Annotated in this window: 19 protein-coding genes; 5 read left to right on the top strand and 14 right to left on the bottom strand. The window is 36.8% G+C overall.

Annotated elements, in window-relative coordinates; all coding sequences use genetic code 11:
- Window positions 1–38: 38 nt before the first annotated feature.
- Together LEP1GSC203_RS16800 and LEP1GSC203_RS16795 are read right to left on the bottom strand one after the other, a co-directional pair.
- Entirely contained in the window at window positions 39–1343 is a 1305-nt protein-coding gene (locus LEP1GSC203_RS16800; RefSeq protein WP_002975290.1) for a sensor histidine kinase, read from the bottom strand.
- Window positions 1340–3226, bottom strand: coding sequence for a PP2C family protein-serine/threonine phosphatase (locus tag LEP1GSC203_RS16795; RefSeq protein ID WP_002975249.1), 1887 nt, complete (start codon window positions 3224–3226; stop codon window positions 1340–1342). The genes LEP1GSC203_RS16800 and LEP1GSC203_RS16795 overlap by 4 nt, the downstream gene beginning before the upstream one ends.
- A 677-nt stretch (window positions 3227–3903) precedes the next feature.
- On the opposite strand from LEP1GSC203_RS16795, the gene perRA reads away from it, so the two are divergent.
- Window positions 3904–4332, top strand: a complete 429-nt coding sequence (gene perRA, locus LEP1GSC203_RS16790; RefSeq protein WP_002975423.1) for a peroxide-responsive transcriptional repressor PerRA — start codon at window positions 3904–3906, stop codon at window positions 4330–4332.
- 44 nt (window positions 4333–4376) lie between these two features.
- Window positions 4377–5360: a ketopantoate reductase family protein gene (locus tag LEP1GSC203_RS16785; RefSeq protein WP_002975491.1), complete on the top strand. Its 984-nt coding sequence runs from the start codon at window positions 4377–4379 to the stop codon at window positions 5358–5360.
- Window positions 5361–5374: 14 nt separating this feature from the next.
- Here the strand turns inward: LEP1GSC203_RS16785 and LEP1GSC203_RS16780 are convergent, their stop codons facing one another.
- From LEP1GSC203_RS16780 to LEP1GSC203_RS16740, 9 genes are all read right to left on the bottom strand, one after another.
- Window positions 5375–5689, bottom strand: coding sequence for a winged helix-turn-helix transcriptional regulator (locus LEP1GSC203_RS16780; protein WP_002975516.1), 315 nt, complete (start codon window positions 5687–5689; stop codon window positions 5375–5377).
- A gap of 147 nt (window positions 5690–5836) precedes the next feature.
- On the bottom strand, window positions 5837–6220 hold the full coding sequence (locus LEP1GSC203_RS16775) for a DoxX family protein (RefSeq protein WP_002975408.1): 384 nt from the start codon (window positions 6218–6220) through the stop codon (window positions 5837–5839).
- 112 nt (window positions 6221–6332) lie between these two features.
- Window positions 6333–7541 (bottom strand): Crp/Fnr family transcriptional regulator, encoded by a 1209-nt coding sequence (locus LEP1GSC203_RS16770; RefSeq protein ID WP_002975513.1) that lies wholly within the window; start codon window positions 7539–7541, stop codon window positions 6333–6335.
- Window positions 7542–7582: 41 nt separating this feature from the next.
- Window positions 7583–8980, bottom strand: coding sequence for an alkaline phosphatase family protein (locus LEP1GSC203_RS16765; protein ID WP_002975377.1), 1398 nt, complete (start codon window positions 8978–8980; stop codon window positions 7583–7585).
- Between the two features lie 20 nt (window positions 8981–9000).
- Window positions 9001–10200 (bottom strand): metabolite traffic protein EboE, encoded by a 1200-nt coding sequence (gene eboE, locus LEP1GSC203_RS16760; RefSeq protein WP_002975341.1) that lies wholly within the window; start codon window positions 10198–10200, stop codon window positions 9001–9003.
- Complete coding sequence (locus LEP1GSC203_RS16755; protein ID WP_002975266.1) at window positions 10197–11360, bottom strand: 3-dehydroquinate synthase; 1164 nt, start codon at window positions 11358–11360, stop codon at window positions 10197–10199. The genes eboE and LEP1GSC203_RS16755 overlap by 4 nt, the downstream gene beginning before the upstream one ends.
- Before the next feature lie 9 nt (window positions 11361–11369).
- A complete protein-coding gene (gene eboC / locus LEP1GSC203_RS16750; protein ID WP_002975474.1) occupies window positions 11370–12236 on the bottom strand; it encodes a UbiA-like protein EboC in 867 nt (288 codons plus the stop codon).
- Window positions 12237–13262 (bottom strand): TatD family hydrolase, encoded by a 1026-nt coding sequence (locus LEP1GSC203_RS16745; RefSeq protein WP_002975348.1) that lies wholly within the window; start codon window positions 13260–13262, stop codon window positions 12237–12239.
- Window positions 13263–13269: 7 nt separating this feature from the next.
- Window positions 13270–14124 carry an EboA domain-containing protein gene (locus tag LEP1GSC203_RS16740; RefSeq protein WP_039938397.1) on the bottom strand — a complete coding sequence of 285 codons (855 nt, stop codon included), beginning with the start codon at window positions 14122–14124 and terminating at the stop codon, window positions 13270–13272.
- Between the two features lie 203 nt (window positions 14125–14327).
- On the opposite strand from LEP1GSC203_RS16740, the gene LEP1GSC203_RS16735 reads away from it, so the two are divergent.
- Both LEP1GSC203_RS16735 and LEP1GSC203_RS16730 read left to right on the top strand, forming a co-directional pair.
- Window positions 14328–14906 carry a DUF1415 domain-containing protein gene (locus LEP1GSC203_RS16735; protein WP_002975204.1) on the top strand — a complete coding sequence of 193 codons (579 nt, stop codon included), beginning with the start codon at window positions 14328–14330 and terminating at the stop codon, window positions 14904–14906.
- Window positions 14907–15018: 112 nt separating this feature from the next.
- Window positions 15019–16857: an alginate export family protein gene (locus LEP1GSC203_RS16730; RefSeq protein ID WP_002975512.1), complete on the top strand. Its 1839-nt coding sequence runs from the start codon at window positions 15019–15021 to the stop codon at window positions 16855–16857.
- A gap of 1 nt (window position 16858) precedes the next feature.
- Here LEP1GSC203_RS16730 and LEP1GSC203_RS16725 read toward each other — a convergent pair whose 3' ends face one another.
- Complete coding sequence (locus LEP1GSC203_RS16725) at window positions 16859–17557, bottom strand: TetR/AcrR family transcriptional regulator (RefSeq protein WP_039938317.1); 699 nt, start codon at window positions 17555–17557, stop codon at window positions 16859–16861.
- A gap of 129 nt (window positions 17558–17686) precedes the next feature.
- On the opposite strand from LEP1GSC203_RS16725, the gene LEP1GSC203_RS16720 reads away from it, so the two are divergent.
- Window positions 17687–18646: an NAD(P)-dependent alcohol dehydrogenase gene (locus LEP1GSC203_RS16720; protein WP_002975446.1), complete on the top strand. Its 960-nt coding sequence runs from the start codon at window positions 17687–17689 to the stop codon at window positions 18644–18646.
- Between the two features lie 65 nt (window positions 18647–18711).
- On the opposite strand, the gene LEP1GSC203_RS16715 is transcribed toward LEP1GSC203_RS16720, so the two are convergent.
- Both LEP1GSC203_RS16715 and trhA read right to left on the bottom strand, forming a co-directional pair.
- Window positions 18712–18999, bottom strand: coding sequence for a hypothetical protein (locus LEP1GSC203_RS16715; RefSeq protein WP_002975375.1), 288 nt, complete (start codon window positions 18997–18999; stop codon window positions 18712–18714).
- 80 nt (window positions 19000–19079) lie between these two features.
- On the bottom strand, window positions 19080–19907 hold the full coding sequence (gene trhA / locus LEP1GSC203_RS16710; RefSeq protein ID WP_002975351.1) for a PAQR family membrane homeostasis protein TrhA: 828 nt from the start codon (window positions 19905–19907) through the stop codon (window positions 19080–19082).
- Window positions 19908–20036 lie beyond the last annotated feature (129 nt).

Genomic DNA, 20036 nt, shown 5'->3' with positions numbered 1-20036 from the left:
TAAAAATTGGACTAGAACTTTAAAAAAAAGAAATGATTTTAACGGGCTAAAGGAATACGAATGATAATTTTTGTTCCTTCTTCGAGTTTACTAATTGCTTGCAGGGAGCCTCCTTGTTCTCTTAATAAATCTATACAGACTAGTAACCCAAGACCTGTTCCCTTTTCGCCGATAGTTCCAAATCCAGAGGCAAATCGTTTTCCTTCCATGATTTTTTCCAAAAGATCTACTGACATACCCACTCCTTGGTCTTGAAAACGGATTTCCAAAAACTGAGAAATTGGTTCAGCTTCAATAAACACCTTACCTTTAGGATGTGAATATTTTACAGCATTAGACAATATATTACGCAGAACAGTAGCGGTCATTCTTTCATCACAATAGATGCAGTGATCTTCTGAAATATTTGTTTCCCAACAAATTCCCTTATCTGTGGCTTGCATACTGAGTATATCCATCGCATTTTTTAAAATGGCAGTGAGATTCAAATTCGCAGGATTGTATTGAGTTTTTTTTGTTTCATTTCGAACCCAATCTAACAAATTCTCTAAAATTAAATAAGTTTGGTTTGTGCTTTTTTTAAGTTCTTTTAAACCAAAAATCAACTCCTCTCTTTCCGGTAAGGAATTTGTTAAATACCCTAAATAGGTACTCATGGTTCCGATAGGTCCTTTTAAATCATGAGCTAAAATTGAAAAAATCCGATCTTTATGGTCGTTGGTTCGAATCATTTCTTTTTGGATTCGATTTATGTTTCTTAAAAAATAAAACATAAATAAAGCAACAAAAGACAAACAAGAAACAACAGAATTGATCCGGAACATTTCCTGAACTTCTTTTTGATACAACAGTGTTCCTTCTATAAACTTTCCAGGATGCCCAAAAAATTCGAACCAAATATAAAAGCTGGTGTTCATCAAAAACACAAAAAGAATCCACCACTTTTCTTCATAAGAAAAAATTACAAAAGGTACAATTGCGAACATTAAAAAGTAATAATAGAATCCACCAGATGTTCCAAAGCTAATGGTAGAAACAAAAAACAATGGAACCGAAATTGTAAATACCAATATGATTCTTGAAAGTGAATACCTTTCTTTCCAGTTTAAATACAAAACTAACACTAAAACTAAAATCACAAAACAATGAATTACATTCATGAGTTGGTAATGAGGGGCACCAGCAATGGCAAAGAAAAAGGAATACTGAATGTTAGAAAAAATTCCCAATATAGAAATTAAGTTAGAAAGTTGTACGCGAACAGAGGATTCCAAACCCAAATGATCCGTTACACCTAAATTAAGCAACCACCGAATCCCCAATCGACCAAGGAAGGCTTTCATTTGATATCGATCGTAAAGTATGTCACGTCATCTGACAAACGAAATGCAAAATTTCGAATATCCTTTTTGATTTTTTCATTTAATTCAAAAGGAGAAAGAATCAGGCCTGCTGATAACTGTTCTCTCAATCTTAATTCTCCGTACAATTCCCTATTTTTACTCTGGCTCTCCGTAATTCCGTCCGTATAAAAAAAGAAACGGTCACCTGATTTCAAATCCCGTGAAAAGGATTCGACCAAAATATCTTTTTTCCAACCCATAATGGGTCCTCGTCCACCAAGTGGTGCCAAGGAATTAGAAACAACATTCATTGAATAAGGACTTGGGTGTCCCATCACGGAATACTTCATCACCGATCTTTCTAAATCAAAATGACTTGCTACAGCAGTGATGTAGTTTTTTTCTACGACCGGTAACATCTTTAGATTTAATTCAGATAAAAATTTGGCAGGATCTTTTTCTTTGGGTGCAATCTCTAAAAAATTTACCTTCAACATACTTGCGATGAGGGCTGCAGCAATTCCATGACCGAGAACATCACATAACAAAAAACTAATGGAGCCATCCTCATGGATATAATAATCGAAGTAGTCACCTCCTATTTTTTCCATAGGCATAAATACAGAAGCAACACTCAATGTTTTGTGTTTGAACTCCATAGGGGGATTTAATTTTGACTGCAATCCGGCAGCCATTACTAAATCATCATGCAATAGTTTATATTGTTTGTGTAACTCCTGAGTACGCAGAGTAACAAGCATTTCCAGAGATTCGTTTAGATTTCGTAACTCTCTTCGAGTCCGGGCACTTTGTAAGGCAATGGCAAGAACTCCCGTAAATAAAAATGTTAAAATTCCGTATTGAGTTAAATATGCATTTTTTCCTGTCATCACATCGGTAATGACATCGGCAATTCCAAAGAAAGTTGCTACTAGAGCTCCTAAAGATACCACAATGGCTTCGGATGTCTTTTTATAGTTTCTTGCCAAAAGTTGGATAAGGATAGGAACCTTAATTGCCAGTAGGACATACCAGATATACACCAAATAAAATCTGCTATCTGGATCCATTGGAAATAATTGAACGAATGCAAGAACTGTATCTAGAAAAAAAGTAATCACAGCTAGTTTTGTTATACGTCTATCAAAAAGAGTATGGACAAATAACATGATAAAGACGGGAAAAATAAACTGACAAAAAAATAACAATCTTACCAAAACTTCTGGGTGGATCATTAGAAAATGGATTTTATTCAAAACAGGAAGTCGCCAACCCACAAAAAAGATAGCAGTTCCTGCCAGATACAACCCTGATTTAGAAGATCGATTTAAAGCATAACCAATAGCTTGTTGGAGAAAAATTCCAAAAAATAAAGCGGCAATAAGAATTTGGTTCACATCTTCAAAGACCATTTTGTCTTTGATTTCATCTTGAGAACCAAATAGAGGAATGGAACGAAACAAACCACACCTAAACTGTGTTTCACGGCATTCTATTTCTACAACTAATTCATTTTCGCCTTGTCTCAGCAGAGATATAGGAATCTCATAGTAACGAACCTTATGCCAATAGGGATAGTAGTCTGGTGTAAAACTTCCTGTTGATCCAATGGCTTTTCCATTCCAAAAGGTTTGATCGGCAGAATGGATTCTGTCCATATAGATGGCCTGCGAGTATTCTGGAAAAACTGGTATAGGAATTTTTAATCGGTATCTTCCTCGTATGGGAACCTGGTATCCTTGGCTTACCAAAGAAACTCCCACTAACACAGGTCTGGGTTCGATTTCGCCATCTAATTGAAATGTCCATCCTGATTCTAGAGAAACCACCTCAGCATTGAGTGATATGGTAAAAAGAAATAGGGAAAGTAAAAAGAGTTTCATTGTCTCATCTCAAAGAAACGACAACTTCGTTGGAGAAAAAATGAGTAATCTAGATGTTTCATAATATCTTCAGAGAACACCGGAAGGATTGAATAGAAAACTTTTAGAAGTGCAAGAATTTTTTAAAGATAGTCGTTTACTCGATTTCCTTTGCATTCGGATGTAAGGGTTATCGACTCGGCGGATTGACCCTGTTCCTTGTTGCAAAGAAGAAAACCCTATTTCCGACCTTTCCCTTTAATGGCCCCGAGTCCCTCCTCAGGCTAAAATTTTGAAACCAAACTCATTCAATCGAATGATAATCGTTAGTTTACTTTAATATAAATGAGAGATTTTTTATCCCTTGTTTTGAATGAGGATAGCGGATTTTGTTCCACTAGATGGAAAGACCATTTCATTAGAAATCAAAGTGAATTCTCCCATTCCGATCAAAAGAAAGTCAGTTCCCTTTTTTAAGCTCTTCCTCATTGGATCCACCCTTTGGTGCTCCGAGACTAGGGTTTCTCTTTGTTTGGTCCAGACCCCACTGTCTTTACCCTCAAGACTTTCTCAATGGAACATTCTTTCGGATTGATCAATTAGATTTTATCTGAATTCATACCGATTCTAAGCAAATGATTTTTTAGACTTAGTCTAATTATTGACAAAAAAAGGCATAGAGAGAAGGTGAAACTGAAATGGATTTAAGTTACCAAAAAACCAAGGAACTTCTCGAATCCCACGGAATTCGACCGACTTCACAAAGATTGGAAATGGCGCACTTACTTTTGGAACGCCACCAACATCTCTTTGCGGAAGAAGTTTTCCATTTGGTCAATTCCCACTTTCCTCATGCTTCACGGGCGACGATTTTTAATAACCTGAAACTCTTTGCTGAGAAGGGAATGTTAGGAACATTGGAATTAAAAAGTGGAGTTACTCATTTTGATTCCAATATCGGACCTCATCACCACGCTCTCAATGAAGAAACAGGGGAAATCACTGACGTGGAAATGAACCAGGAACTAGAAACAAAAGTATTAGAGGAACTCAAAGAAAGTTATTTTATAAAGACAGGTAAAAAATTAGATGAAGTGAAACTTGTCATTACACTGAGAGGGAAATAAATTCCCATCGGGTTTCCACAAAGGACTTTAGAGTTTTCGAAGATATGACAACATCTTATCCCTCAATTGCGATCATAGGGATTGGCTCCGTAACGGTGACCATCATTCACGCCTTATACCAAAATAAAATTCCCTTTCGAATACTTTGCCAAAATCAAAATCGATTTCAAACTTTGTATTCCCATCCCATAAGGTTCCAAGGACCGACAGGACAAATTGTAACAATTGACCTCAAAAATCACCTAACAATGATTCATGATAATAAAGAAAGTTACGATTATATTTTTGTTGGATGTAAAAATCAAAATCTAGAAGATTACTTAAAAGACACAAAACCATTTCTAAATGCAAACGGGAAATGGATATTAATACAAAACGGAATTCCTGAATCAAACTTTGATTCCTATAAAGATAAAATCCTCGGAGGAGTGGTTGGATGGAATACTCAAACACTTCCAGACGGAACCTATTTTCAATCGAATGTAGGTAGCTTAATTTTGGGAAATGTTACTAAAACAAAACCAGATCCCATTTGGTACCAACTCCTACCACCCCACATACCGGTGGTTTTAACAGACCAATTGGAAGGATACCGTTGGCATAAATTGGCAATCAATTCGATCATTAATGGACTAGCGGCTTCTAAACAACTAAGTTTAGGTGAATTATTTCTAAATAAAAAATTTAGAGAGGAAGCGTTAGAGACATTAACAGAAATTAAAACTGTAATGAGCCAAAAGAAAATTACCGAACAAGTGGTTCCAGGATCTTTTCCCATTCAAAAACTAGGTAGTGGTCTGGGTTCACTTCCGACTTGGATTCGACATTTGATCCTTATTTTTCTGGGTTTGAAATACTATCGAATCCGAACTTCTATGGTGCAAGACTTAGATCATGGTAGAAAGACAGAAATAGATTATATCAATGGGGAAGTAATCAAAATGGCAAATAGATTAGGGATTCCTGTGCCAAAAAATGAATGGATTGTTTCCACGATAAAAAAGAGGGAAGAGAACAAAAAAAACTAAACGGGAATTTAAACTTATTTCCCTAACCGAAGCAGCTCTGAAATGGAATGGCTAGATTCTAAAGGATGTCTTAATTTTTGTTCAGTTTGTATGATGTATTGGTTTCTTCGTCCATCCTTACTCTTCTCTAAAATTTGAGCTTCTACCAAATCCTTAACAATGGCCTGAACCGCCCTTTCCGTGATGCCAACAAGTAAAGCAACATCCTTCAGACGCATTTCCGGATCTTTACTCAAACAAATCAAAACATGTGCATGGTTCGAAAGAAAGGTCCACTGACCTCCTTTTTTAGCAAAATCTTGTGGTTTTTGTTTCGGATCTTTTATCATACTTCATATATAAAATTAAACCAGGTAAACATTCAAAAAATTTGAATTCCTAATATTCCAACTTAATCCTTCGGCTCTTTCAATCCACAATAAAAAAATGCAGTTAGAAAAACTATAATTGAAGAGAAACAGTCAAAATCACCTTTGTTAGGTTGTTTCTTCGGACCATTTGAAATCTCTCACAAGCCAAGCCCAATAAATAAATAAAAACTGGAATGGTAATCTTGCATATAAAGCCCAAATAGGAACCCCATAGTCTTTACCTTCCAATGCAGTTAGCAACATATTAATGTTAGCTGGATAAATTGCGAGTAAAAGCAGAATGATTCCGTAACATGCCATCTTTCGCATCCGTTCGTACAACACGAGTGAACCCAATGTAATTTCTGCAAGTCCACTTGTCACATTTAAAAGTTCATGAAAAGGGAGGTAATCTGGCATCATTTCCAGATAAAATTCAGGAGAAAAAAAGTGGTTGGTTCCTGCAATTATGTAGAATGCCCCGAGAGAGTACACGAGAAATTTTTTCATCACCGAAATAGAACATAGTGGAAAAAAAAATCATTACAAATTTTAGTTCGTTAGAAAAATGGCGACCCATTTCTTCACCTCCCCTCCCCTAGATTAAAAACTCAAGGAAGAATTAAGCGACAATTTGCCCTTCTTTTGATTTGTAATGGCCTAACTTTTCTTCCAAACGTTTGCGACTTTTGATTGTAATACGGTTTGGTTCAATTACCAAGTTCGTGTCTGTCAAAAACTCTTGGATCGTATCCTGTTTGACTTTGATGATTCCGCACATATTGCAGAGTTCTTCCATTTGGATATAAATGGTATGTGCGTTAGCAAGGCTTTCGTCTAAAGTCCGGCCCAATCGGATGTCTTGGTCTCGGATCGAATTGTATAAATAGGCATAAAGTCGAATCACAGGTGTTTTTAATCTCAGAATGACCAACCTTTGGTGAGAAAACCAAATCCGTCTGGCAATACTTTCGAAGATTTTTTGTAATAAGGAAGGACCTACAGATTCGAATAAGTTTTCAGCGGTGACACGAAGAATTTTACTTTTTGTTTCCGTGATTGCAGATGCCATTCTCGGTGCATTGTCGATGAGCGACATTTCTCCGAAAATTTCTCCAGGACCTAAAACATCGATCACATACTCATAACCACGAACAATCCCAAATAATTTAACATTCCCCTCTAACACAACGTAGATCTCGTTGTTCTTTTCACTTTCGACAAAAAGAATTTCTCCAGCTTCTAAACTGGATTGCATACTATCCCAAACAAAAGGTTTGTAATTAGAACCTATGGATTTGAGTAATTCGGAAGCTTCTGTTAGGTTTTCAGTAGAGTTATTTTCCTTCGACCATTTAAGAAAAGTTTGTAAAGAGTAAGCTGCTAAGTTTGGTTTCTGCCAAGACAAATAAGTCCGCGCATTGAGTAATAATCTTTCAGGATGGTATTCACGATCAGCTGGTTTGTTGGCACGAGAAAGGTGTTTTTGTAAAGTTCTGAGTTCCCTAGAATACAAACCCAAAATCTTCATAGCTAACTCTTTGCGTTCTTTGAGATAAGATCCCAAAAGTCGGATAGGAATTTGAACTAATTCCACATCGGTATCGGCAAACAAAGTCACTAAAAATCTATGTTCGGTTAGGGCTGAAACCAGTCCAAAACTATCCCCTGCTTCATAATAAGCAAGCTCATGGTCAACTACGATGTGTTCGGAATCGACCGATACACGACCGGACCTTACAATAAAAAAGTTCCCCGTATTGATGGAGTTCTGCACAACAATGGCAGCACCTTTGGAATAATTAACAACTTTGATTTCTTCTGCGGACACTGAGTTTAAAATATTGTCTCCAAAGGTAACTAGTCAAACATTTAAATCTTAGAAGTCATTTGATCCCAAATCAAATCGTACACTTTATTAGCAGAAATTTCTTTTCTGGAATATGTAATTTTTGAGGAAAAAATAGGATAAAATTCCTTTTTTTTATGAATAGCCCCATGAGAACCTTTTACCAAATTTGCATCCAAGGGAATTACATCCATTAGATACCGAAATCCAAGTTTTTTGCGGATAAGTTTAAGTCCAGCCCTGAATTTGATTCCAGGTTTCTTTGGATCCAAAAACATCTCACAAGGGTCATATCCAGGTTTTCTGTGAATATCCACCAAACGGGCATAATCTGGTGCATTTTTATCATCTAACCAATAGTAATACGTGAACCAAGAATCTGGATCCGCTACTGCTACAATATCACCCGATCTTTTATGTTCTAGATTGTATTTTTTTTGACTTTTTTTATCTAAAACAAGATTAATGCCCGGAACTTTTTTTAAAAGCTCCAGCACTTGGTTTTTGACACTGGGATCATTACAATAGATATGAGAAATTTGATGATCAGAAACAGCAAAGGCTTTGGATGCCCCCGGATCTAAAAGTTCATACCATCTTTCTTTACGAACAGATATAAGATTATTTTCGCGAAGGATTCGATTGATATGGATTGGACGATGAACGGGAGTAATTCCATATTCTGAAAGTAAAATGATCTTTGTATTCTGTTGCTCATAATATTCGATCAGATGTTTGAGGACCAAATCAATTTCTGAAAGTTCTTTTTTTATATGAGAAAGATTGGGTCCAAATTTTTGGAGGCAATAATCTAAATGTGGTAGATAAACTAAAGTTAAAGTGGGATTATATTTTTTATCAACAAAAACCGTTGCATCTGCAATCCATTGTGTGGACTTAATATTGGCATTCGGTCCCCAAAAGTTAAACAATGGAAACTTACCTAAGTTTGTTTGTAAATCCTCACGAAGGTCTGGTGGATGAGTATAACAATCAGGAGCTTTAACACCATCGGCATGGTATTGTGGCCTTGGAGTCACTGAATAGTCAGCGGTAGAGTACATATTGTACCACCAAAACATTTTGGAACAGGTAAAGTCGGGATCTATTTTTTTAGCTCGTTCCCAAATCTTTTCTGCATTTACTAAATGGTTGGATTGTTTCCAAAACTTAATTTCTGCATCTTCCTGATCATACCAACCATTCCCAACAATTCCATGTTCGTTGGGCCATTTCCCAGTTAGGAAAGTGGATTGTACGCTAGTTGTGACTGAAGGAAGCATGGGCTCTATAAGAATCGTATTTTTATCTTTTAAATATTGTTTTAAAAAAGGGGTAAACTCACAAACCAAATGAGTACTAAGTCCGACAACATCAATGACTACTGTTTTCTGAAATCTATTGGATTTTGCCTGTTTCATATTTTTTCTCTCTCATTTGTTTATTTATCTAATACTGACTTTACCCATTCTAATTCGCGAATGATAGAATCCGCCATCGGGATCTGTAGATCTTTTGGTAACACTCCCCAAGTATAGGTCTCAACTTCTAAAGCATTGGTAAAAAGAAATTCCTTTTGTAAATCTAATAGTTCGACTAGTTCCTTTTGTGTTGAGGAAACCAGGCCATAAGAATCTAAAAACACGGGAACATGGAAGTGGACTCTCCATTCTTCAGAAAGTTTTGCCCCCCTTTGTATTGCATAATTTAAATCCGGATAGGATTCCAATGGAGATCCTTCGGATTGAATGACCACTTGGTGGAGGTAGGTGGGTTCCTCAAAACTAGAAAGTAAAAGCAAAGTTTCTTCTGGTTGTTTCAAAAACTCAGCTTTCAAGGCGGAACTGATTTGGATTCTACCGACTTGTATGGAATTTTCTTTTAGCAATCGAACTATGGTTTGGTTGTCCTCAAAACTGACAGCAGAATGACAAACATCCAGACAAATTCTGATATGATTCCTGATGGTCTCTTCTGCCACTTCCTTTGTGAATCCCCATTGAGTTTGCAATTCCGGAATTGCCAAAGGCAAAAGTACATTCAAAAACCAATGAACCCATAAACTAACATTTCCTAAAATTCCATCTGGCTCCGGTTCAATATCTAAATGCAAAGAGTGCCCTGTTTTTTTTTGGATTTGGACCAAATGGTGTAACACGGCTACTATTTGTTTGGTTGCTTTTTCTATCCTTAGTTTGCGTTCAGAATCATTATCATCAAAAAACTGATATGACAAAGGAGGAGTAGAAACTCCTCCCTCTATTCCCTGCGGTAAAAGTTCTGATAGAATTGAGAACAGACGAAGGGTATAGTCGTATCTTTCTTTGGTCACCCAATCAGGTTTATAAACATTTTCTTTAACCGTAGTTTCATGAAATCCACCATAAGGAAAACCATTGATTAAAAAAACAAAGAGACATTCTTTTTCTAACCAGATTTTAAATTCTTGCATCCTCTTAGGATCTAAAAGCTCTATCGATGCTTCATTTGCTAAACGAAGACCCAAACCCATTGGTGCCTCTGGAGAGATGGATTGTTTTATAATAGGTAAGTTATCTTTGAGGTGAAAAAAATGGTCTGTCCAAGATTCCCCGGGATGAATATTGGAACAATAGGTTAAGTAACCATATTTTGTTTTCATACAACCTGTTCTAAATAATCCACTGAGTTTGCTAAAGATTTTTCATCAATTTCGTGAACTTCTCGAGGTATACCAATACCTGCTAACAACATAATGGTGAGTTTTCCACCCAGGTGTTCTCTAAATTCTTGTAACCCAGAATATAAAATCTGTTTTTCATTTTCTGCTAATTTTGTATGAAAAATGACAAAGCCAAGGTTTTTCAAAAGATCCAAGATACGATCCAACTCTACTTTCGATAAAAAGTTTTTTTGATTAGAATAGACAGTATCTAAAGCCATCCCAATGGCAACTGCTTCCCCATGACGTATTGAAAACTCAGATAGGTATTCTAATTTATGTGCAGCCCAATGCCCAAAGTCCAAGGGGCGAGAAGATCCAAATTCAAATGGATCACCATTGGCAATATGTTCCATATGTAACTCAGCACAGCGGTGAACTAAATATGCCATTGCCTCTAAATCTCTATTCTTTAAAGAATGGGTATTGGATTCGATCCAAAGAAAAAAATCTTTGTCTTTGATAAGAGAAACTTTAATAGCCTCCGCCATTCCCGATCGCCAGTCTCTTACGTCCAAACTTTCCAAAAATAAAAGATCGTTAAACACTGCGATAGGTGGTGCAAAAGTTCCGAGAAAGTTTTTTTTGCCGTGGTAATTGATGCTATTTTTGACTCCTACACCCGAATCATTCTGAGAAAGAACTGTGGTAGGAATTCGAATGAGTCGGATGCCTCGGTGAGATACTGCGGCTACATAACCAACCAAATCTAGGATGGCCCCTCCCCCAATGGCAATCATATAGGAATGACGATCGATTCCATACAGATCCACTGCTTTCACTAAGGAATCCCAATGTTGCGGATCGTTTTTACATACTTCACCGCCAGGAATTACCATTATATCACCCGTTAGCTGAACAACTAAAGTTAGTCCATTAAAGTATTCTTTAATTTCTGAAACTAAATTCGGGTAATGAGAGATTAATCCTTGGTCAAGAACAACCAAAGCTTTTTTCGTATCTCCATCTTTCTTTTCGGAAATCAGAAAATCACGTAAACTGGGATTTTTTAGATCGAAGATTCCTTTTGTAAACTGAACCGAATAACGGTATTGGACTTGGAACTGGGAAGTGAGAGGAGATAAGAAATTTTCATTCATAATATAATGTTAAGTAACAGAAAAGTATTTTGCTAAAACCAAAGAAAGAGGTAGTAAACATAAGATAAAAATAGCAATAAATATAAATCCAAAACTTGCGGCAAAGGATGCATTTAAAACGATTAGTGAAATTACACCCATTTTTACTGCTTTACCTATCAAAGGGCCAATCGGTTTTTGGAAGGCAAAATAAAGAGGAGGAAAGATCATTCCAGAATGTAAAATGACAAAAGGAAAACTGAAGAAAAAATTTCCCATATGAAAAGAAATACTTAATTGTAAAATGAGAACTGTAAAATATAAAAAACCAGCGAAAACTAAAGGTGTTTTTTTTCCTCCGTGGACTTCATCTCGACTAATCATTGTAATGGCAGCTATATATAAAATAGGAAGAATCGCAAGAGCGAGTTGGTTTGTTTTTACTTCAGCCACAAGACTCATTCCAAGGATAAGGTTACCACCTCGACACATTCCCATGACAATCGGACCAATGATGGAATTATGTTTTGCAAAACGGTTATATGTAAGCACTAAAATTACAATCGCTGTGGCAATGAATCCACTTTGTATTTGAAACAAAAATGCAAAAATTAAACCAAATCCTAAAAGAAAACTTCCAAAAACTAACACAGATACTTCGGATACCTTACCACTTGGAATGGGGCGTTCGGGTCTTTCGAATCGGTCTATGGATGCATCAAAATAATCGTTTAAAACAACCCCACCGCCATACAAACAAATGGTGGAGAGAAAAAGTAAGATAGGACTGCAATCATTCCATAGAAAACCCACGATTGCCATACCGGCAAGAATGTCAGCAATGGCGGTCACAAGATTTGCAGGCCTAAGGAGAGTCAGATAAGCTTTAATCTTCATCTATTGGATCAGTAAGGAATTTTTACTTATCACTGGTTGTTGGCCACCACGAAGGATTGAATTGCCATGAAACTTTGCATTGGGATCCGGCTGGAATTCTATTTCAAAGTCTGCTACATCTATCTGTCCACTTTTCGAAAATGCATCTATGGCATTTTGATAAGTAACCATACGTATTACGTCTGATGGAATCCCTCTTTGTTTCATGAGTGCCGCCGTTTTAGGAATGGCAAGAGGATCAGAGATTCCCCAATCGGCACTTGAGTTAATCATGATCCTTTCCGATCCATACTTTTCGACAACAGCAACCATCCTTTCATTCCCCATTTTCGTAAACGGATAAATGGTGAAGGCTGCCCAAAAACCTTGGTCTAACACCGATTTGACGGTTTCTTCGTTATTATGATCTACAACGACCCAAGAAGGATCTAACCCATGTTCTAAGGCAATCGACATACTTCTTTCGGTTCCTCTTTTTTTGTCCCGATGAGGTGTATGAATTTGTACAGGTAATTTAGCTTTTTTTGCAAGTTCCAATTGTAGACGGTAGTATTTTTCTTCTAAAACAGTTTGGTCATCAAATCCAATCTCACCAATACCCACAACACCCTCTTTGTAAGCAAATAAAGGTAAAATTTCCATCACCTCTTCCGCAAGACGCTCGTTATTTGCTTCTCTTGAATTTAACCCCATGGTACAATAATGTTTAATTCCAAATTGTGAAGACCTGAACCTTTCCCATCCCACAAGACTACTATAATAATCTTTAAAACTGGCAAGTCCAGTTCTAGGTTGTCCTACCCAAAAAGCAGGTTCAATGATTGCAACAATCCCTGCCTTTGCCATCATTTGGTAATCGTCTGTAGTTCTTGATACCATATGGATATGTGGGTCAAAAAATCGCATTCCTTCAATTAGGTTTTGGTATTCCTCCCATAACAAGTCACGGTGAGTGGGCTCTTCGGTTGTATTGCTGGATTCAAAATGCGAAGGGTTTTTAGAAGGTTCGTTTGGATTTTGGCACATATAAAGTTTATTCAGAAATGGATTCTAATTTAGACCAATCCAGATCTCCATTTTGTATTGATAATTCTAATTCTGGGTATTTTGATAAGAGAGAACGAAATTGTGGATTTTTAGATTCAAAACATACAAGTGCTGCTGCTTCTCTTTCTTCCTTTTCTTTAGAGGCAAACAACTGAACTAGTTTCGGATATGTGCTTTCCTCTACAAAGGAACCTACAAGCCTCCATACTTGCGCTGGCACCTTTCTTCCAGCAGCATATCTTTCGCTAATAAAATCGAAAATTGAAATGGATAACTCTTTGTTTTTACGTCTTTCGAGACCGTAAATCCAATGAATGGGTTTTCCATTAAAAATTGTTTTTAACACAAGTTGATTCCATGCAGCTTCAGGAAAATAAAGTTCTGGATAAGGATTTTTTAGCGAAATGGCATCAAATACAAATCCCATATTGGAACGAACGGCATCAGTAGCTCGAGCCAACCATTCCCAGGGATAAGGTAGAAGTGGCAATGCAGAATACAATGCCACGAGTTCATTTAACTCCGCCGTATCGAATAATGTTTCGATATTTTTTATAAATTGTTCTTTAGGTTCGGATTCCAAATGTAATAACAACCAAACACGTGATAATCGAACTAAATTCCATCCGTCTGCCTGAAATCCAGGCAAATGAGAAATTAAATTTTCACGAACTTGAGAATCATAAGTAACATTTTTTTTGGATATAAATCGTGGAGCTGCTACAAAGGCTGTCATTAGTTCCAAAGCATTTGATTGGGCCTGAACTTCTAACCAAGCCCTTTCCGCAACGGAAGTCTCTTCAAAAAGGAATTGAGTCAAATTTGTTAAAATGTTTTCCATAAGAAACTGATATTGGAAATCTTCTGTAGTATGCTTTCCATCGTAAATCAAATATTCTGCTTCTCACTCTGAAACCTAACCAAATAGAATATTTTTAAAGTTGGTATTTTAGAATTAACAAGGTATAATGACAATGGTTCTTTCCATGTTTTTTAGATGGATGTTGGCAAATCGAAATATTTGGAATCACAAAAGGAAACCCTTTGAATACCTTACCTGACTCTTCAGAACTTAGAGATGAAATTATATCCAAAACAAAAGAATGGATTCGTAAATCTGTGATTGGACTCAATCTCTGTCCTTTTGCAAAACCTACTTTCCAATCCAATACAATTCGTTATGTGATCAGTTCGGCAAAAAACAAAAAAAGTCTGTTATCAGAACTAGAAACTGAATTAAAACAATTAGTCTCAACAGATCCACTAACTACCGAAACCACCCTTCTCATTCATCCATTTGTTTTGACCGATTTTCTGGATCAAAATGATTTTTTAGATGATACAGATGTTTTACTTGATCGCCTAGATTTGGAAGGAACAATCCAAATTGCAAATTTTCATCCCCAATTTCAATTTGCCGACAAAAGTATAAACGACATAACCAATTTTGTAGGCCGATCTCCCTATCCAATATTACATCTGTTACGTGAAGATAGTATTAGCCGAATTGTTGACTCTCATCCAAATATTGACAGCATTTACGAAAACAATCGGAAAACATTACAAAAATTGGGGCACGAAGGATGGCAAAAATTAGGCCTCAAATTTTCAGAAAGAAATTGATTTAACAATCTATTTCTAATGAGAAAAGACTAGGATTCCTACCAATAATGAAATATAAGATTTGAATGTTGCCACATTCTATATCCACTGGCCGAAACATAGGTGGTATCAAATGTACGTATGCAATCATCGAATCATCATAGGGCTTGTTTCGCTAGGGATTTTCCTATCACCATTGGCAGCTCCGTTGGATGCACAGTTTATTGTTCCTGCGAAAAAAGAAGTTCCTCCTCCTGAAACTACGGTCACTCCTCCCCCACCGCCGCCTCCACAAGTACAAGATGTTCCCCCTCCAGAAGAACCAAAAGAGTATTTAAGTCCGCTAAAGGGCAATTTATCTGGCGAGTATTTAAAAAACCTTCAGGTCACCACCAAACAAAGAAAGGCGCTACAAGAAAATACAAACCTTTGGTTTGCAGATAGGTTTCGCGTAGGTTTTGGTATTCGACCCAAGGCAGATTCACTTTATAACACTGACTTTGATAGGTCCACACCTGATAATCGAAATACAGTAAGCAACCAGACTCAGTTTTACCTCATCGGGGATATATCTCCTAACATTGCTTTCAAACTTTCTTTTCAAGATGTAAGGTTATGGGGTGGGGAAATAGTAAATGGTTCCTCTGACCAAAAATTAGGTGTGATTCCAAACTCGGGAAATTTAATAGATACCACCAAACAGAGAGAAGTTCCTTTAAATAATTATACTGGATTTCGAGAAGCTTTTTTGGATTTAAAAACCACAAACCAAATGTTTCGAGTTCGAACAGGACGACAAATTTTGGATTATGGAGATGGAAGAATTTTAGGTTCTAGAAATGATAGTTTGAATGGTAACTCTTTTGATGCAATTCGAACTACTATCACCATACAAAAACAAAGTTTAGATTTTTTTGGAGCCATTATTGGATCGGAAAACAATTCTAACAGCATGATTTCGAATAATTCGACAAGGCTTGGGGGAACTGGAAATGCTTCTTATTATGGTGCCCATTATGGATTCAAACCTTGGGAATGGTTGGGAATAGAAATCTACAACTTCACTCTTTATAAACAAAAATTAAAGGCAACCAATACAACTGCAAATTACGGATCCGACATCTACTATAGAGGACCAGACCAACTCAATACCTCTGGATTTCGCCTAACAAACCGGACAAAAAACAATATGATCACAAGTGAGACCGGGATTGACTGGATGGTGGAAGCTGCTTGGCAAACAGGTTTTAACGGGGAAAGAGTTTCTCCCGATTGGCTGAATCAAACAGGAACGTATACAACAGATAAAAAAACAGGCGAAGCTCCTCCTCTTTCTTCACCTGTACGTTATAAGGCAAATATAGTAGCAGTCCAGTTGGGTTACTGCCCAGTCAAAGAATTTCGTATTGGTGTTCAATATGTCCAAGCTTCAGGAGATCCTAACCGAAATGACGGAAGTGTTGCCACTTACAATCCGCTTTTTGCAACGAGAAGGATGGCTGGTGGCGGAATGCCTTTCTCTGGAAATGGTAACTCCGGAATGGTATTCTGGCAAAATATAAAGGACTATTCCGTTCATATCAAATATGAATCTTCTAAATGGGGCACATTCATTTTAAACCCTCATTGGTATTACAAAGTAAAACTTCAAGATGGATATTATGATAACAACAATTATGTGGCAGGAAGTAAAGCTACAGGAGAAACTGCTTCGACCGAAGATTTTTATAATACAGAAGCTTATAATCCTAACCGGCCTAAATTAGGAAGACATGTTGCTACAGAAATTAACTTTATATATATAGTCACTCCTTTTGATAATGTTTCGTTCTGGTTTGGAGCAAGTTCTCTTTATGCAGGGGAAGCAATTCGAAACCAAAAAAACAATCCTTATGAAACGGATCCATTCCACAGATATGATTTCAAACCTAACTCTAGTTACTTTACTATTCAAAGTGTGTTTGCCATTTAATTCACTTGGAATGATGACGAGGAATCTCAAGTCCATCTAAAATCAAATCCAAACCAAACTCGAACTGATGAAGCCCATTGTATTTTCCAGAAATCACTTCTTCGGTTAATTTGGTTAAATAAATATAAGGGCTCGATTTTAGATTGGGTAAAAAACTTTCGGCTGTTTCTGCATATTCTTTTGGTTGGATTGGAAAATTTAATTCCTGTAAAATAAAACCATAGATATGACTATCAATTGCATTGATGATATGATCAGCCGCTTGTAAGGAAAAACCTGCCGAATGGAGACATCCGAGTGTAGCATCAAAATAAGTTAACATGGATTGCCCCACATTCATTCGCGATACTACCAACATAGTCACCCAAGGGTGCTGAATCAATATTTGCCTGGCAGATCTTGCCCTTTTTTTCATTTCTTTTTTCCAATCACCACCTATCTTTGGCAAGGTGACCTTTGAAACCACAGAATCTACCATTTCATCTAAAAGTTCGTCTTTGTTTTTTACATGGTTGTACAAAGACATGGCTTCTACACCCAAATGTAAGGCTAAATTTCTCATAGACAACTCTTCTAACCCAGAGTTGTCGGCAAGTTGGATCGCTACTTTCAAAACAAGTTCTTTCGAGAGAGTTTTTCTTTTCTTATCATTTGTTTTTTTATGATTTTTGTTTGTTTTGGTGCTCTTCTTTTTTTCCATAAAACTTGTCTCTCTCTTGTATCATAAATTTTGTTTTCAATCCATTCCAAAAAAACCAAACGGATCAGAAATAAATTTCATTGACATACTTACAGTGTAAGTATAAATATCCAGTCAGGAGCAAAATGATTGAAAGTAATTACTGCAAGAAAGTATGGTCCCCCCGAAGTACTCCAATTGGAAGAATGGGAAACACCCTCTCCCAAAAAAAATGAAATCAGAGTAAAAATTTATAATACCTCAGTAAATTCTGCTGATTGGCGCATTCGCAAACCAGACCCGAATCTAGCTAGATTATTTTTTGGAATCACAAAACTAAAACAACCCATTTTGGGAGGATCCATCTCCGGTGTGATTGATTCTGTAGGAGAAAACATAACCAAGTTTAAGATAGGTGACAAAATTTTTGGATCAACGGGACTAGGGATGGGTGCATATGCCGAATCCATTTGTTTACCTGAATCAGCAGTAATCACAATCCTTCCCAAAGAAATTTCCTTTCCAGAAGGTGCTGCCTTACCCTTTGGAAGTTTAACTGCTCTCGACTTTATCCAAAGATGTAAAATACAAAAGAACCAAACCATGGTCATTTACGGGGCTTCCAGTTCAGTAGGTACTGCCGCCATCCAACTAGCAAAACACTTTGGAGCAAAAATCACCGCAGTTTGTAGTAAAGGAAATTTTGAATTGGTAAAATCAATTGGTGCGGATTTGGTTATGGATTACGAAGAGTTCCATTCAGATTCACATAACAAAACTTATGATGTTGTATTTGAATGTGTAGGTAAATCTTCCATTCCTTCCAACCTCAAACATCTTACTAAAGGTGGCAATTTAGTTTTAGTGGCAGCCCCTTTCAAAGATATGTTTAAAGCAGCATGGATATCTTTCACTCGAAAAATCAATATCAAATTTGGACCCATTGCTGAGACAATAGATAATTTGAAATTCCTGGCAGAGTTAACCAAAAAGGGGAACTTTAAAGTCATCATTGATAGGTCTTATCCTTTAGAAAAAATGGTGGAAGCTCATCGTTACGTGGAAGCGGGACACAAAAAAGGAAATGTAGTGATTCATTGCGCGACCTAACAATAATTAGAAAATTTATATTAAATCACCTACCACAACTATTTGCGGCAGGTGATCCCAGTTAATTAATTTGTTTTTACTTGAACCATTTGGTTTTGTTTAACAGCTTCCATAAAGGTGAGATCATTATAAGAACGATCTACTTTACATACCTTGACATTGGCTGCCGTGGAACAAGAAGCAGTACCAGAAATTTTGCAACCTTTAGCTTCGCATGCCTTTCTATCCTTTCCTCGGCACTGTTCGCAACCATTCGAACTTCCGTTTCCACAAAGAAAACAATCTTCTGCAACAAGTGCAGTAGAAGAAAGGATCGTCATCAGCATAAAACTAATCGTGACTAATGTTCTCATATTCTCTCCTTCTTTACTGTTTTATAAAACAGAAAGAGTGTGAATTCTATCGAAAGGCAAAAAATTGACAAACTAATTTTTTACTTCGGAATTGGAGGTAATACATAAAATAGAATCGCAAAAAAATGACAAAGACTTCCAGAAAGAACAAATAAATGCCAAATGGCATGATTGAATGGTAGCCGGTCCCATAGATAAAAAATGACGCCCACTGTATAACTCAGTCCACCCGCCACCAACCAAGAAATTCCTCCCACACCAATAGCGGTTCGAATGTCTTTCACAACAAAAATGGCGAGCCAACCCATAAGGATATAAACTACAACACGAGCTCCACTATATTTCCCGGGAAATAATAATAACAAAAGAACTCCCGCAAATGCAAGGATCCAAACAACGAGAAACAAAGTCCATCCCCACTCGGAATGTTCCCTTAAACTAACGAGCGTAAAAGGAGTGTATGTCCCCGCGATCAAAAGATAAATTGATGCATGGTCTATCACTTTAAAGATTCGTTTTGTAGCAGTATGGTAAATTCCATGATAAAGAGTGGAGGCAAGATACAAAAGAATGAGAGTGGCTCCGTAAATAGCAGAACTGACAATATGCCAAATATTACCATATAAAACAGCCATGGTTAATAAAAGAGAAAGTCCTGCAATGCTCAAACCCCCACCAATCCCGTGTGTAACCGCATTGGCAATTTCATGACCGATAGAATATTCATGAATGGTATCAATCAGTTCGGTAACTGTATGGTTAGGTTCCAGAAGTGAAGAAAAGTTTGAATCAGAAGGATTTTGTTTGATTAACTTTTTTGGTTCGGATTTTGTCTTTTGTTTGTTCGACGGTTTTATAGTGCGGATGGACTTCTTTGCGGGTTTGGCTTTTGACTTTTTCGCTTTCATAAGATGATAGATACACCAATCAAGATAGTATTTTTTTAACCCGTCAATCGAAAGAAATAATAAGGCTTGAAGTGAATAGGAATAAGAGTTTAAAAGAATGAAGAGAAGACTTTCTGTTCTTATTTGAGG

Source organism: Leptospira terpstrae serovar Hualin str. LT 11-33 = ATCC 700639 (assembly GCF_000332495.1).
Taxonomy (GTDB): domain Bacteria; phylum Spirochaetota; class Leptospiria; order Leptospirales; family Leptospiraceae; genus Leptospira_A; species Leptospira_A terpstrae.
The sequence above is the reverse complement of the archived record's forward strand: the minus strand, read 5'-3'. Positions and strand labels throughout refer to the sequence as shown.

What these genes read in the sequence shown, in the direction of transcription:
- trhA (WP_002975351.1), bottom strand. Translation starts at nt 19,907, where the DNA reads ATGAAAGCGAAAAAGTCAAAAGCCAAACCCGCAAAGAAGTCCATCCGC.
- LEP1GSC203_RS16715 (WP_002975375.1), bottom strand. Translation starts at nt 18,999, where the DNA reads ATGAGAACATTAGTCACGATTAGTTTTATGCTGATGACGATCCTTTCT.
- eboE (WP_002975341.1), bottom strand. Translation starts at nt 10,200, where the DNA reads ATGAAAACAAAATATGGTTACTTAACCTATTGTTCCAATATTCATCCC.
- LEP1GSC203_RS16800 (WP_002975290.1), bottom strand. Translation starts at nt 1,343, where the DNA reads ATGAAAGCCTTCCTTGGTCGATTGGGGATTCGGTGGTTGCTTAATTTA.
- LEP1GSC203_RS16725 (WP_039938317.1), bottom strand. Translation starts at nt 17,557, where the DNA reads ATGGAAAAAAAGAAGAGCACCAAAACAAACAAAAATCATAAAAAAACA.
- LEP1GSC203_RS16780 (WP_002975516.1), bottom strand. Translation starts at nt 5,689, where the DNA reads ATGATAAAAGATCCGAAACAAAAACCACAAGATTTTGCTAAAAAAGGA.
- eboC (WP_002975474.1), bottom strand. Translation starts at nt 12,236, where the DNA reads ATGAAGATTAAAGCTTATCTGACTCTCCTTAGGCCTGCAAATCTTGTG.
- LEP1GSC203_RS16755 (WP_002975266.1), bottom strand. Translation starts at nt 11,360, where the DNA reads ATGAATGAAAATTTCTTATCTCCTCTCACTTCCCAGTTCCAAGTCCAA.
- LEP1GSC203_RS16740 (WP_039938397.1), bottom strand. Translation starts at nt 14,124, where the DNA reads ATGGAAAACATTTTAACAAATTTGACTCAATTCCTTTTTGAAGAGACT.
- LEP1GSC203_RS16785 (WP_002975491.1), top strand. Translation starts at nt 4,377, where the DNA reads ATGACAACATCTTATCCCTCAATTGCGATCATAGGGATTGGCTCCGTA.
- LEP1GSC203_RS16730 (WP_002975512.1), top strand. Translation starts at nt 15,019, where the DNA reads ATGTACGTATGCAATCATCGAATCATCATAGGGCTTGTTTCGCTAGGG.
- perRA (WP_002975423.1), top strand. Translation starts at nt 3,904, where the DNA reads ATGGATTTAAGTTACCAAAAAACCAAGGAACTTCTCGAATCCCACGGA.
- LEP1GSC203_RS16775 (WP_002975408.1), bottom strand. Translation starts at nt 6,220, where the DNA reads ATGAAAAAATTTCTCGTGTACTCTCTCGGGGCATTCTACATAATTGCA.
- LEP1GSC203_RS16745 (WP_002975348.1), bottom strand. Translation starts at nt 13,262, where the DNA reads ATGTGCCAAAATCCAAACGAACCTTCTAAAAACCCTTCGCATTTTGAA.
- LEP1GSC203_RS16795 (WP_002975249.1), bottom strand. Translation starts at nt 3,226, where the DNA reads ATGAAACTCTTTTTACTTTCCCTATTTCTTTTTACCATATCACTCAAT.
- LEP1GSC203_RS16765 (WP_002975377.1), bottom strand. Translation starts at nt 8,980, where the DNA reads ATGAAACAGGCAAAATCCAATAGATTTCAGAAAACAGTAGTCATTGAT.